Origin of the sequence: Paraburkholderia sp. BCC1886 (assembly GCF_900996245.1) — a bacterium.
In the GTDB taxonomy this organism is placed as follows: Bacteria; Pseudomonadota; Gammaproteobacteria; order Burkholderiales; family Burkholderiaceae; genus Paraburkholderia.
In genome coordinates this window covers 231252-245429 of record NZ_CAAJGK010000085.1, presented here as the reverse complement: position 1 = coordinate 245429, position 14178 = coordinate 231252, and the positions used below count along the sequence as shown (strand labels likewise).

The window sequence follows — 14178 nt, the reverse complement described above, 5'->3', positions numbered from 1 at the left end:
TTGAAGCAAACCGGAACGACCGACATGACTCACTTCGATACCAGCCTCGTGCCCAACGGCGATATTTTTATCGGCGGAGAATGGCGGCAAGGGCGCGGCAACCCGTACAAAAGCCTGTATCCGGCGGATCAGTCGGTCAATATGGAAATCTCGACCGCGAATGCCGACGACGCGCGCGAAGCCGTCGAAGCGGCCGATATCGCATGGCGGCGTGCCGACTGGTCGGGTCTGAAACCGCATCAACGTGCGCTGGTGCTGTATCGCATCGCCGACCTGATTACCGCGAAGCATGAAGCGCTCGCGCAACTGCAGCGTCGCGACAATGGCAAGCCGATCGGCGAAACCCGCGTGCTGGTGGCGAGCGCCGCGAACACGTTCCGCTACTTCGCGGCCTGCCTCGAAACGCTCGACGAAGAAGTGACGCCCTCGCGCGGCGACTATCTGACGATGAGCATTTACGAACCGGTCGGCGTGGTCGCGGCCATCGTGCCGTGGAATTCGCCGATCGCTTCCGACGCGCAGAAGCTCGCGCCGGCGCTCGCGGGCGGCAACGCCGTCGTGTTGAAGCCGGCCGAAGTCACGCCGCTGATCTCGCTGGCGCTTGCGCGCATCTGCGAAGAAGCCGGCGTGCCGAAGGGTGTCGTGAGCGTGGTGCCGGGCAAAGGCTCGGTGATCGGCGACGTGCTGGTGCGTCATCCGCTGGTGAAGAAAGTGTCGTTCACCGGCGGCACGGAAGTGGGCCGCGGTATCGCGCGCCTCGCCGCGGACAAGCTGATGCCGGTTTCGCTCGAACTCGGCGGCAAGTCGCCGACCATCGTGTTCGACGACGCCGATCTCGATCACGCGGTGAACGGTGTGCTGTACGGCATCTTCAGTTCGTCGGGCGAAGCGTGCATTGCGGGTTCGCGCCTCTTCGTGCAGCGCTCGATTTACGACGCGTTCATGAAGCGTCTCGTGGAAGGCGCGCGCAAGCTGCGCGTCGGCGACCCGTCGCGCGCGGAAACGCAGATGGGCCCGCTCATCACCGCCGCGCATCGCGAGACCGTCGAGCGCTACGTGGCGCTCGGTCTGGAAGAGGGCGGCCGCCTGTTGTGCGGCGGCGAGCGTCCGGTGGGCGACGGCCGCGAGGCGGGCACCTATTTCCAGCCGACGATTCTCGAAGGCCTGACCAACGAAGCGCGCATCTGCCAGGAAGAAATCTTCGGGCCGGTGCTGGTGGCAATGCCGTTCGACGACGAAGCCGCTCTGTTGAAGGAAGCGAACGACAGCGTGTTCGGCCTCGCTGCCGGCATCTGGACGCGCGACTACAAGCGCGCCTACCGGATTGCCCGCGCACTGGAAACCGGCACAGTGTGGATCAACACCTACAAGCTGTTCTCGATTTCGACGCCGTTCAGCGGCTGGAAAGAAAGCGGGATGGGCCGCGAGAAGGGGCGCCTGGGCATCCGCGAATACATGCAGCAGAAGAGCCTTTACTGGGGCTTGAACGACGCGCCGCTGGCGTGGGCGAACTGATACAGACACCCGGGTTACGCAGGTTACGCAAGTTACGCAAGAGGCACGGTATGACGATTCTCGGCATTGAACAGATTATTTACGGCGTGACCGACCTGGCCGCCTGCCGCAAATTTTTCGCGGACTGGGGCCTGAAGGAAGTCGCGCACGACGACAACCAGGCGCGTTTCGAAACGCTCAACGGTTGCACCGTGCTCGCGGTCGAAGCGAGCGATCCTTCGTTGCCGCCCGCTTTCGAAGACGGCCCAACGTTGCGCGAAGTGACCTGGGGTGTGGCGACCAGGGCGGAACTGGACGAACTGCGCGGCCGCTTCGCCGGTCAGCCCGGTCATTTCGAAACGGATGATGCAGTCGGCTGCATCGACCCGAACGGCATGGCGATTCGCGTCGAAGTCACGCGCAAGCGCGAACTCGACGTGCACGGTTCGCCGTCGAACGTGTGGGGCCAGACGCTGCGCGTCGATCAGCCGTCGCCGATTTACGAACGCGCCGAGCCGGTCGAAGTGGGGCACGTCGTGTTCTTCACGAACCAGCTGGCCGCGCAGGAAAAGTTTTATCAGGAACTGCTCGGCTTCGAGATGTCGGACCGTTATCCGGGCCGCGGCGCGTTCATGCGCTGCGCGCCGCACGGCGGCCATCACGACATTTTTCTGCTGGCGTTGCCCAACGGTAAGCGCGGTTTGAATCACGTCGCATTCACCGTGCGCGATATTCATGAAGTGTTCGGCGGCGGCATGCATATCAGCCGCTGCGGTTGGGACACGCAACTGGGACCGGGGCGTCATCCGGTGTCGTCCGCGTACTTCTGGTACTTCCAGAATCCGGCTGGCGGTCTGATCGAGTATTACGCCGACGAAGACCAGCTCACGCCGGAATGGCAGCCGCGCGATTTCGAACCGGGTCCGACCGTGTTTGCCGAATGGGCGATCGACGGCGGCATCGACGGCAATACGCGTCGCCAGGTCAATGCGAAAGCGCCGGAAGGCAAGTTCATGACGGAGCAGAAGAAATGACGGACGCCGCGCTCGAGAAGGCGCAAGCCGCCCACGCCGGTCTTGAAGCGCCGCAGACCATCGTCGTGATCGGCGGCGGTCAGGCGGCCGGCTGGATGGTGAAGACCTTGCGCAAGCAGGGTTTCGACGGCCGCCTCGTGATGATTGCCGATGAGACTCACTTGCCGTACGAACGTCCGCCGCTGTCGAAAGCCGTGCTCGCGGGCGAAGCGGATATCGACACCGTGCGCCTCGTGAAGCCGGACGAATTCGCTGCGCTGAACGTGGAGGCCTGGCAGCCGGATTGCGCGAGTTCGATCGATCGCGACGCGCGCATCGTGCGCACGCAGTCGGGACGCGAAGTGCATTACGACCGCCTCGTGATCGCGACCGGCGGCGCGGCGCGTCGCCTGCCCGCGAGCCTCGTGAAGACCTCGCACATCGCTTATCTGCGTACGCTCGACGAAGCCGTCGCGCTCGGTGAACGGCTGCGCGCCAGCCGGCGCGTGCTGGTGGTGGGCGGCGGCTGGATCGGCCTCGAAGTCGCGGCGACCGCGCGCAAACTCGGTGTGGACGCAACCGTCGTGGAAGGTGCTTCTCGGTTGTGCGCGCGCTCGTTGCCGCCGATGGTGTCGGACTTCCTGCTTGAGTTGCATCGTTCGAACGGCGTGGACGTGCGTCTGAATGCGGTGCTTGTGAGTATCGACGATCACCCGACGGAAGCCGGCCGCATTCGCGCGACGTTCGCGGATGGCGCGACGCTCGACGCCGACTTTGCCGTCGCCGGCATCGGTCTGACGCCGCATACGGCGTTGGCCGAAGCTGCGGGCGTGGCGGTCGACGACGGCATCGTGGTCGATCATTTCGGCGGGACCGACGACCCGCGCATCTTCGCTTGTGGCGACGTCGCCAATCATCCGAGCGCATGGCTCAAGCGTCGCGTGCGGCTCGAGTCGTGGGCCAATGCGCAGAACCAGGCGATTGCCGCGGCCAAAGCGATGCTCGGCACGTTCGAACCGTACGCGGATATTCCGTGGTTCTGGTCCGATCAGTACGACGTCAATCTGCAGATACTCGGCGACATTCCCGCCGATGCGCAGCTTGCCGTGCGCAGCGATCTGCCGGGCAAACGCGCGACGCTTTTCCATCTGGAAGACGGCGCGATTCGCGGCGTGATCGCCATCAATACCCCGCGCGAGTTGAAGCTCTCGCGCAAATGGATGAACCAGGGCCGCACGATGGACCTGGCGACTTTGACCGACGCCACTACGGCACTTGCCTAACCACATTACGGACGGCACCACCGCATGAGAACCATCGACCAACCCATCGGGGACCGCAGCAGTGCCGGCGTTTCAGGCGCCGTGACTCGCGGATCGATCATCGCTCGCCTCGAGCGCCTGCCGAAGAATGCGATGCAGGTGCGCGCGCGCATCCTGATCGGTCTCGCCACGTTCTTCGACGGCTTCGATGTGATCGCGATTGCGGCCACGTTGCCGATCCTGATCGCGAAGTGGCATCTGACGCCGTGGGAAATCGGCTTTCTGATCGGCTCCGGCTCGGTCGGTCAACTGATCGGCGCGTTCGTGTTCCCGTGGTATGCCGAGCGCAAAGGGCGTGTGCGGGCGATTGCGTTGAGCTCGGGAATTATCGGCATTACGAGTATTGCCTGCGGTTTCGCGCCGACGTTCGCGGCGTTCCTGGTACTGCGTGTGATTCAGGGTTTGGGGCTTGGCGGCGAGTTGCCGGTGGCGGCAACGTACATCAACGAAATCAGTCGCGCGCATGGGCGCGGCCGCTTCGTGCTGCTGTATGAGATCGTGTTTCCGGTGGGACTGCTGGCGTCCAATGCGTTGGGTGCGTGGATCGTGCCGCGTTTCGGCTGGCAGGCGATGTATTTCATCGGCGGCATGCCGTTGATTCTGTTCTTCGTACTGCGCAAGCTCGTGCCGGAATCGCCGCGCTGGCTCGCCGAGCGTGAACGGATGGCCGAAGCCGACGACGCCGTGCATGTGTTCGAACGTGCGGTGAAGGGTCCGTTGCCCCCGGTCGCGCATTCGACCGAGTTCGAGACGATGGTGAACAGTCATCCTAAGCGCCGCATGGCCGATCTGTTCGGGCCCGCGTATCTGAAGCGCACGCTGGCGGTTGCGATGTTGTGGATTACCTGCGGCTTCATTCAGTACGGTCTGTCGACGTGGCTGCCGACGATCTATCGCACGATTTATCACGCGCCGCTGCAACTGGCGTTGAATCTGGCGGTGGCCGCTTCGGTACTGGGCGTGGTGGGTTCGTTGGCTTGTGCGTTGCTGGTCGATAAGGTGGGACGTAAGCCGATTATCAATCTGTCGTTCGTGCTGTGCGCGTTGTCGTTGTTGCTGGCGGGGGTGTTTCATGCGTCGTCGGTTTATGTGGTCGCGACGTGTTGCGCGTTTTCGCTGGGCTTTCTGGCGTCCGGGTTTATCACCGCGTATGTTTATACGCCGGAGCTTTATCCGACGAGTATCCGTGCAATGGGTTGTGGTGTCGGCGGCGCGTGGCTGAAGGTGGCGGCGATTTTTGCGCCGACTATCGTTTCGAAGACGATGATCGGCGGCAATCTGGAAGTGGCGTTTTATATTCTGGCGGCGGTGCCGTTTCTGGCAGCGGTCGTCGTGCACTTTCTCGGGATCGAGACGAAAGGGAAGGTGCTGGAGCAGTTGGAGGCGTGAGGAGTTTGGTGGGCGGTTGATGTCGTGATACCGCGATTGTAGGGAGGCCGAAGGGCGCACTGGGTGGTGCGCCCTTTTGCTTTTTGGGGGCCTTGGATTGTAGGGAACTTCCTACGTTACGTGATGATGCGTCGCATAGGAATTGGGTTTCGGTTTGGATATCGTCGTTGGGTAGGTTGGTGACGGGGGTATCGGTTATGCGGGGCTTATTTCTCTGGATTCTGTTCGGTGCTGGGGGCGGGTTGTGGGCCTTTGCCGCGTCGGCGCAGGCTGACGAGATTGCCTATGCGTATGACGCGCTCGGGCGGCTTGTTTCGGTTTCGGTCGCGGGCTCGGTCGCTTCGTACGACTACGATGCGGCCGGGAATGTCATTGCGATCCGACGGGCGGTGAGCGAGGTTGTGCCGCCTTAGCGGAAACGCGTGCGACGGCTTTTCATTCCGCTTCTGCCTTTCGTCTCGTTCGGGAATCTCCATGTCAGTTATCGATCCCCTCGCGGCGCGTCGCGCGCTGCTGCGTCCGTTCGTCCTGCTTCTGTTCACGCTGCTATCGTGGCTGGTTGCACCGCAGGCGTCGGCGAACCAATTCTGCGATTCCCGATACAGCGCGGCCGGTGCGTATCCGGCGAATCCGCAATGTCCGCTGAAGGCAGCAGCCGCCGATTTTGGCGGAATGGGTGGCTACGTCTGCGGCGACCCCGATGTAATTGCGGCGTATTGCAGCGGCCCGTCGGATAGCGATACGAGCGAGCCGGTATCGCCGGAAGACAGCATGCCGGATGCCGCCGCAGGTTCGGGCAACTGCTCCGCTGACGCATCGGCCGGGTGTGGCAACAGCACGTCGGGTGCCGATCCGGTGAATCTTTATACCGGGCAGTTCTTCCAGTACACGCATGACCTGTCGGTGGACGATTCAGCCGGTGCTCTGGCGCTGACTCGGGTGTATCGCACCGGCGCGTATGACGCATCGGGCCGACCGCTCGCGGCGGCGTTCGGTGTCGGGATGGGCCTGACCTACGACACGATGCTCGCAATGAGCGCCGATCGTGAGCGACTCGAACTGCGGCAGGCGACCGGGATTCGCGTGCCGTTTGCGCCCCGGGCGGGCAATCGGACCTGGGACGACCTGACCAGCCCCGGCGAGTATTACCGCGCGCGGATCGATACGACCAGCAGTTCGGTCATGACGCTGACGCTGCGCGATGGACGCACGCAGCAGTTCACGATATTTGGCAGCGTGTACCGGCTGACGCGTCTGCAGGATCGCAACGGCAATGCGGTCGTGATTGCGCGGGACAGCGGTACGGGCGCGTTGACGGGTGTGACCAGCCCGAACGGGCGCGTGCTCAGGTTCACGACGCTGACAGGCAACCGCGGCACGCCGCTGGTCTCACGCGTGAGTGATCCGCTGGGACGGGTGGTGGCGTACCAGTACGACAGTCAGGACCGGCTCGTCCAGTGCACCGATGCGGGCGGCGGCGTCTGGCGATACGGGTGGGACGCGCAGAGCCGTCTCGTTACCGTGACCGATCCGCTGGGTAACGTGCAGGTGACCAACACCTACGGCGATGCTGGCGATGTCAAGGACCGCGTGGTCGCACAGAAACTCGCCGATAACAGCACGTTTGATTTTGCGTACACGATCGCGGCCGGCAAAGTAAGCCGCACGGAGGTTAAAGACCGTCGCGGCAGCATCCGCCGTCTGGATTTCGATGCAAACGGCCGTGTACTGCGCAATGAATATCCGGCGGGACTCGAGATCGCGCAGGTACAGACGTTTGTCTATGACACGACGGGCCGGGTAACGAAGCTCGCCACAGCGGATCGTCAGTACGCATATACCTACGATGCGAATGGCAACCGGACCAGTGAGGCTGACCAGTACGGCACGCTGCTCACGCGCACGTTCGACGACAGCAGCCGGTTGCTTACCGAAGCGCAGGCGGGCGATCCTCAGCGTGGCGTGAGTACGCGTTACGCGTACGACGCCCGAGGCAATCTGCTCAGCGTGACCGACCGCTCGGGCCATCGCACCACGTGGACGAACGATGATCAGGGCCGTGCGCTCACCGTCACCGATGCGTTGGGCGGCGTGACGAAGTACGCGTGGGGCGGAGCCGACCTGCTGGCTGTAAGCGATCCGCTCGACCGGACGACACGCTTCACGACGGACGCGGCGGGTCGCGTCACTGCGGTGCAGGATCCGCTGGGCAATACGACGCGCCGCACGCTCGATGCGCTGGACCGCACCACCGACGTCACCGATGCGATGGGCGGGGTGTCCCGTCTGACATGGGACGCCAGTGGTCATTTACTGAGCGAGGCCGATCCGAAGGGCGTCACCACCCGCTATACCTACAACGCGACGGGCCGTCCGCTGACCCGGACCGATCCGCTCGGCCACACCGACACCTACACATGGAACAGCGCGGGACAGCTTGCCACGGTACGCGATCGCAAGGGCCAGTGGACGACCTACACCTATGACGCGGCCGGCCGTGCGCAGCAGACCGACTTCCAGTCGGCACCGGGCACGCTGCCGACGCGAAGCTGGATGTATGACTGGAACAAGGCGCTGAACAGACTGGACAGCACACGGGACCTGTTCCCGACCGCCGATGGCCGGCACGAGAAGGAAACCGATACGCTGTTCCACTACGACGGCGTGACGGGCAGGCTCACGCGCATGCTGGAGATTCCGAACATCCAGGGTGTCTGGTCATTCCGGTACGCCCCGGACACGCGGGAAGTCGTCGGACTCGATATGCCGATGGCGACGGTCGAATACAGTCGCGATGCCGATCACCGCCTGACGCAGGTCCAGTACACGGTGAACGAAGAAGCGCCGCGTAACTTCGGCTATGCGTATGACGCGCTCGGTCGGCTCGTTCAGGCGACGCTGGCCAACGGCATCACGGTCACCTATGCGTGGGATGCAGCCAGCCAGCTGACCGGCATCACGTACACGCGGTCCGACGGCAGTGTGCTGGGGGACCTGACGTATGGCTACGATCTGGCCGGTCGTCGAACGAAGGCTGGCGGCACGCTGGCGAAGGTCGATCTGCCGCAGGCGGTCGACGATGCGCAATACAACGGCGCCAACCAGCTAACGCGCTGGGCGGGCAAAACATTCTCCTACGACCCGAACGGCAATCTGGTTAGCGACGGCGTCGACCAGTACCGCTGGAATGAACAGGGGTTGCTGGGCGCAATCAGCGGTGGCGTGACGGCGAATTTCGCCTACGACAACTTTGGGCGGCGCATCGACCGCACGGTCAACGGTCATCGGCTGCAGTCGACGTGGATCGGTCACGACCTCAACTTCTTCATCCCGGATGACGACCGGCTCAAGCGTATTCGTGTGTTCTCGCCGTACCCCGGGAGCGCCGTGGATGAGTTCCTGTTCCGGCGGATCGGCGACGATGATAGCGAGGACAGATACGCGCTGCGCGACGCGACCAACAATGTGATCGCGCTGACCGATAACGCGCAGCAGATCCGCACACAGTACCGGTACGATCCATATGGTGTGACGACGCAGACGGGTGCGGCGGATGTGAACTCGCAGCAGTACACCGCACGGGAGAATGACGGGACGGGGCTGTATTACTATCGGCAGCGGTATTACAGTCCGGGCACCGCGCGGTTCATCAGTGAAGATCCGATCGGCTGGGCGAGTGGGCAGACGAATGCGTATGCTTACGTCAACGGTAATCCGCTGCAGTTCACGGATCCGTTTGGGTCGCAGGCAATTCCCATCTTGCCGCCACCTCCACCGACTGGGCCGGGTTGCAGTTCGGGTTCGGCGGGCGTTCCAGATTGGTTCAACAATCTGTTTAACGGGCCGACTTTCAATAGGCCAAAAAATCCACCCGATGAGGGCCCGGCAAATGGTTGGATTGGGGGCCCCCGGCGGGGGCGCGATTACGGACCGGATGGCTTGCCGCAACGTGACTATGACAAACCGCATCAAGGCAACGAAGTGGATCATGTGCATGAATGGCCGAGGGGCGTACGCGAGGAACCGGGGCGTCCTTACTCACCGTGGCCCCGGGAACCTTGACGCACGGGAGCGCAACGATGATTGATTTCTCGGGTTTCGTGGAGGCGCATGTCACCGGCATCCTCTTTTCTGAGGACGATAAACGCATGAGCATATTTTTCCGCGGACAAGCCAGGCATTGCTTCACTCTGGTTGCGGAAGGGGTGGATCGCTTTGTTGCTGACAAATTCCGCGAGCAGAACATTGTTGACAGAATTCATCTGTGGGATTCGGCGAGTGAGCCGAATGACTATTGGGATTCGCTAGCGCTTCTGCTGTCCGGAGTGCGCAGTGACGAGAGGAATGAGGCAGTCTGGTTACCAGTGATTGAACGCGAAGTGGCTGCTATTGAACGAGGGGAAAAAGTGTTCGTTGAGATCGAGCCTGTGTATGGCGGATGGATTGTTTTTCTTGCAGCGAGCATAGCCATAAACAAGTAGATTTGTTTGTGGATCAAGTTGTGGCAAAAGAGTCCCATTCGCGGTCCTTCTGTATCTGAAGCGGGGTAGGTCAAGCTTTCCGATAGAGTTCGACCTCGACCCACACGCTCGCGCCTCCGTAGCCCCCAAGGAACCCGCATGCCATTCCTCACCCTCAAAGCCACGCATCGCGCTCATCGTGACGATATTGCCGACCTGACCACCCGGCGTCCGCTGCCCGGTCCGGCCATACCGCATCTGAATCCGTTCCTGTTCCTGAATCATCACGGCCCGCAGGTGTACCCGCCGCACAACGGCGGGTTGCCCTTCGGCCCACACCCGCATCGCGGCTTCGAAACCGTGACGTTCGTGGTCGAAGGCAGCCTCGCCCATTCCGACACCGGAGGGCACGAGAGCGTGATCGATGCAGGTGGTATCCAATGGATGACGGCCGGCAGCGGCCTGATTCACGCAGAGCTATCGCCGCAGTCGTACATGGAGCAGGGCGGTCCACTGGAAATCCTGCAGTTATGGCTGAACCTGCCCGCCAGACTCAAGATGACGCAACCCCGCTACATTGGCTTGCAGGAACGCGATATCCCCGTCGTGAGCACGCCCGACGGCGAAGTGCTCGTTCAACTGATCGCCGGTGACTGGCAAGGCGTACGCGGTCCTGTCGATTCGCTGACCGACACCTTCATGTCCGTTATCCGGATGCCGGCAGGAAGCCGGATTCAGTTCGACCAACTCGAAGGCCGCCAGATTTTTCTTTACGTCGTTCGCGGCCATGTTTCGATCGGCGAGCAACGGGTTTCGCAGTTCAATCTGGCGGAACTCAATCGTGACGGCGACGCGCTGGAACTCGCTGCAGAAGAGGCGTCGGTTCTGCTATTCGGACATGCCGAAGTGTTGACCGAGCCAATCGCGTCGGGCGGTCCTTTCGTGATGAATACCCAGCAGGAGTTGCGCGAGGCAGTGGCCGATTTCCACGCTGGGAAATTCAACGTTCAGGTGACGTAACAAGACGATCAGGCGACCCCGGAGCGCAACCATCCAGAATTTGGTATATCCGAAAATATGTGCTTATAATAAAAACTAAGTCCAATAAATGTTGCTATAGCGTGAAAAATTCCCGCCCGACTTCGCTGTTGCCGTTTGCCGTCGAGGACGCGCTCGAAGCCTTGGGCGAGCGCGTCGCCGTCGCGCGCAAAGCACGTTACTGGACCCAGGCGGACCTGGCCGTCAAAGCAGGCGTGGGGCTGAACACCATCGTCAACATCGAGGGCGGCGCGCAAACAGTGCAAATCGGCAGCTGGTTTCTTGCGCTTTGGGCGATGGATCTGCTCGATGCAGTCGAAGGCGTTGCACGTCTCGAAGACGATCCGGAAGGGATGGCCGAATTGAAGAAACGTCTGCCGCGCAGAGTGAGAGGGCCGCAGTCGTGACGACCGCCCGTTCGAAACCGGTCTGGTTCTGGCCGCCCGGCTCATGTGAACCCGTGCTGGCGGGCGTTTTTTCGTGGGAACCCCGGCTTGGCCGGTTTAGCTACGACCGCGATTACCGCGCGCTGCCGAACGCCATTCCGCTCGACCCTCTGCGACTGCCATTCACGCGTTCCACACGCGCCGCAACGGAAACCGCTAACAATGGCGTATTCGGCGTGTTCCGGGATGCGTCACCGGAGGGTTTCGGTCTCGCACTGCTCGAGCGCAAAACGGGCCGGTCGCTGGACGAACTGGACCGCCTGGAACAGGCGCCGGGCGATTCGGTTGGCGCTATCGAGATTGGCGACGATATTTCTCAAAAACTCGAATGGCGTCCGCCACCCGTTCAGCGCCTTGTCGATGCACTCGAAAGGTTGCCGGATACGCGTGGAGATGGTGTCGCAGCACGAGAGGCGAGCGGCTTGCCCGGCACGAGCATGGGTGGAGAGCGGCCGAAAATGACGGTGATCTATCGAAATGAATGGTGGTTGGCCAAGCTTCAGGACCGCGCAGACCTGCCGCACTATCCCGCCCGCGAATTCGTGGCAATGCAGCTTGCAACCCATTGCGGGATCGAAGTTGCACCGGTCGAATTTGAACGCGCGGGAGACCGCGAATTCATCGTGGTCAAACGATTCGATCGTTCGCGCACAGATGCCGGCGTGATGCGGCACGCGTTCGCCAGTGCCCATACCGTTCTGCATCTGGGGCGGGGAGAAGTTCGCGGCGACCGCTTACGCTCGTACCCTGGCTTCGCTCATGAATTGCGTCGATGGAGCGGCGCCGCAGGTCAGGACGTCGTGCCGATGCAAAGAGAATTGTGGCGGCGTATGGCGTTCAATGCGTTGATCGGCAACGGCGACGATCATCCTCGCAATCATGCCGTATTGCATCGTGACGGCGCGTGGGGTTTATCCCCGGCTTACGATCTCGTCCCTCATCCACAGCATGGCGGCACGCTGGCCATGGCGATGAACCGTGACGGCGCAGCGATCATCAACGTGGAAAACGTGCTTGGCGCATGCGAAACCTTTGGTTATGCGCGGGAAGAGGCGGACATCGATTTGCGGATCATGGCTTCGCGCATCATGCATGGCTATGAATCGGTGTTGCGTGAAACAGGTCTGGATTCCAACGATATTCCAGACCTGGCAGCCTCGTTCAATCTCGCGCGTACGGTCTGTGAGTCGGCGGGCGCATCGTCACAACTGATCGCATCATGGGAAACCCCCGCCCCCAATCAAAGCCCCTTGCGATAAACCACGAACCCCGACTTATCCGCAACCTGATCGTAAAGCTTCATCGCGGTTTGATTCGTCTCATGCGTCTGCCAGTAAACCCGCTGTGCACCATCGGCCTTCGCCCTTGCATACACCGCTTCGATCAGCGCCCGACCCACGCCCTCACCCCGCGCCGATTCGACCGTGAATAAATCCTGCAGATAGCAGATAGGCCCCGTCATCGTCGTATGCCGGTGATAAAGAAAGTGCACGAGACCGAGCAACCGGCCGCCGCTTTCGGCGACCATCGCATGCATCGGTTCGTAGCCATCGAAGAAACGCCCCCACGTCGTGTCGGTCACCTCGCGCGGCAACGCCGTCTCCCCCGAGCGGCCATAAAACGCGTTATAGCCGTCCCATAGCGGCAACCACGCGTCGAAATCATCACGCTCGATCAGGCGAATTCGAATCGGTTCAGACATGCGCAAAGCTCCTGCAGCCGGATAGTGGGCGACGCCACGAAGTCCGTCAGCATAAGAAATTTTCTGCGCGAGTGTTAGCGCCAGAGCACGCTGAAACATTAGGACCAGCGTCGGCGCCTGTGAATCAATGTTTGCGATGGGTGTTCTGACGCAGCTTGTCGCGGACTTTCTTCGCTGCAAAGAGGGGCACGTAGTCGAAGACGCGCGCGTCGTGCCGATAGTCGGCCAAGGTGTCGGCGTACATCCGGGAGACCGTTTCGGCGGGCGTGTCGGTCTCCTCCGCAATACTCTTCACCACTTCGTCGATATTCGGCTCAGGCTGAGACATGGACTTCTCCGAAAAGATGGGGACATGGCGCGGACACGCAGAGTTCGTATTAGAGAACGCGCCTTGCGGCGATACCAATTGAATCGATCTATCGCAGGGTCCGTCTCACAGAGATTTTTGTCTTGCGATGCGGCGAACGCAGCGCGGACAAGACTTCGCATCTTCATCGCGCCCCGCGCGCATCCATCCGGCCCTGTTGAACGTAATACTTATACAAGCCGCAACCCGCAACCTGCTCCAGAAAAAGCCGAGGCTGTCTCCATGCGCCGTTTTGCTTCTATGTCCTTTGCCACTGCCGGCGTCGCCGCAATCGCGACCGCATTGCTGTTGTCGCTGGCGGGTTGTTCCAACGATCCGCCGAATCCGAATCCGCGCGCGAGTCAGCCGCTTGCGACCGTTCCCGTCGACCTGCCCCGTTATATGGGACGCTGGTACATCATCGCGCTGATCCCCTATTTCGCAGAACGCGATATGGTCGGTAGTCATGCGGAATGGAACTTGCGCGCCGACGGCAAGATCGACGATTCGTACTACGGGCACAAGAAAAGTTTCGACGCGCCGGAAAAGCATTATCAATTTCTCGACACGCCGGTGCCCGGCAAGGACGGCGGCGAGTGGAGCGTGCAACTGTTCTGGCCGATCCACGTGACGCAACTGACGCTCTACGTCGATCCCGACTACCGCTACACGATTCTTGGCTATCCCGGCAAAAACCTCGGCTGGATATTTTCGCGTGAGCCCGACATGAGCGACGAGGTCTACAAGTCGATGCTGGGCCGTCTCGATGCGATGGGTTACGACACGTCGCGTTTCAGGCGCGTGCCGCAGCGGCCCGATCAATTGGGCAAGCCGGGCTTTGCAACGCCGGGCGAGAAGGATTGATTCCGCAATTAACGTCGACCGCGCACGACATGCCCGACCCACGCGCAAACGCATCCGGCCGAACTTTCGCCGCGTATAAACCGCAAGACTTAACTCCGAGGACC

The 14178-nt window shown here is 61.7% G+C and carries 12 protein-coding genes; 10 read left to right on the top strand and 2 right to left on the bottom strand.

Features of this window, described 5'->3' with window-relative positions:
• Positions 1–24: 24 nt before the first annotated feature.
• From FQ746_RS27685 to FQ746_RS27640, 9 genes are all read left to right on the top strand, one after another.
• The gene (locus FQ746_RS27685) at positions 25–1515 is read left to right on the top strand and encodes an aldehyde dehydrogenase (protein WP_144112982.1); all 1491 of its coding nucleotides are present in this window, start codon (positions 25–27) and stop codon (positions 1513–1515) included.
• A gap of 50 nt (positions 1516–1565) precedes the next feature.
• Complete coding sequence (locus FQ746_RS27680; protein ID WP_144112981.1) at positions 1566–2528, top strand: VOC family protein; 963 nt, start codon at positions 1566–1568, stop codon at positions 2526–2528.
• Positions 2525–3790 carry an NAD(P)/FAD-dependent oxidoreductase gene (locus tag FQ746_RS27675; protein WP_144112980.1) on the top strand — a complete coding sequence of 422 codons (1266 nt, stop codon included), beginning with the start codon at positions 2525–2527 and terminating at the stop codon, positions 3788–3790. Before FQ746_RS27680 ends, FQ746_RS27675 begins: the two co-directional genes overlap by 4 nt.
• Before the next feature lie 24 nt (positions 3791–3814).
• The gene (locus tag FQ746_RS27670; RefSeq protein WP_144112979.1) at positions 3815–5218 is read left to right on the top strand and encodes an MFS transporter; all 1404 of its coding nucleotides are present in this window, start codon (positions 3815–3817) and stop codon (positions 5216–5218) included.
• A gap of 474 nt (positions 5219–5692) precedes the next feature.
• Positions 5693–9280 (top strand): RHS repeat-associated core domain-containing protein, encoded by a 3588-nt coding sequence (locus FQ746_RS27660; RefSeq protein ID WP_144112977.1) that lies wholly within the window; start codon positions 5693–5695, stop codon positions 9278–9280.
• Positions 9281–9297: 17 nt separating this feature from the next.
• Positions 9298–9699, top strand: a complete 402-nt coding sequence (locus tag FQ746_RS27655) for a hypothetical protein (RefSeq protein WP_144112976.1) — start codon at positions 9298–9300, stop codon at positions 9697–9699.
• 138 nt (positions 9700–9837) lie between these two features.
• Positions 9838–10698 carry a pirin family protein gene (locus FQ746_RS27650; protein WP_144112975.1) on the top strand — a complete coding sequence of 287 codons (861 nt, stop codon included), beginning with the start codon at positions 9838–9840 and terminating at the stop codon, positions 10696–10698.
• A 101-nt stretch (positions 10699–10799) separates the two neighbouring features.
• The gene (locus tag FQ746_RS27645; protein ID WP_144112974.1) at positions 10800–11123 is read left to right on the top strand and encodes a helix-turn-helix domain-containing protein; all 324 of its coding nucleotides are present in this window, start codon (positions 10800–10802) and stop codon (positions 11121–11123) included.
• Complete coding sequence (locus tag FQ746_RS27640) at positions 11120–12421, top strand: type II toxin-antitoxin system HipA family toxin (protein WP_313955583.1); 1302 nt, start codon at positions 11120–11122, stop codon at positions 12419–12421. The genes FQ746_RS27645 and FQ746_RS27640 overlap by 4 nt, the downstream gene beginning before the upstream one ends.
• On the opposite strand, the gene FQ746_RS27635 is transcribed toward FQ746_RS27640, so the two are convergent.
• Both FQ746_RS27635 and FQ746_RS27630 read right to left on the bottom strand, forming a co-directional pair.
• Positions 12403–12864, bottom strand: a complete 462-nt coding sequence (locus FQ746_RS27635) for a GNAT family N-acetyltransferase (RefSeq protein ID WP_144112972.1) — start codon at positions 12862–12864, stop codon at positions 12403–12405. The two genes, FQ746_RS27640 and FQ746_RS27635, sit on opposite strands and share 19 nt — an antisense overlap.
• Positions 12865–12988: 124 nt before the next feature.
• Positions 12989–13192 (bottom strand): DUF3562 domain-containing protein, encoded by a 204-nt coding sequence (locus FQ746_RS27630; protein WP_144112971.1) that lies wholly within the window; start codon positions 13190–13192, stop codon positions 12989–12991.
• Between the two features lie 279 nt (positions 13193–13471).
• Between FQ746_RS27630 and FQ746_RS27625 the strand changes: the two genes are divergently transcribed.
• Positions 13472–14074: a lipocalin family protein gene (locus FQ746_RS27625; RefSeq protein WP_144112970.1), complete on the top strand. Its 603-nt coding sequence runs from the start codon at positions 13472–13474 to the stop codon at positions 14072–14074.
• Positions 14075–14178: the final 104 nt, after the last annotated feature.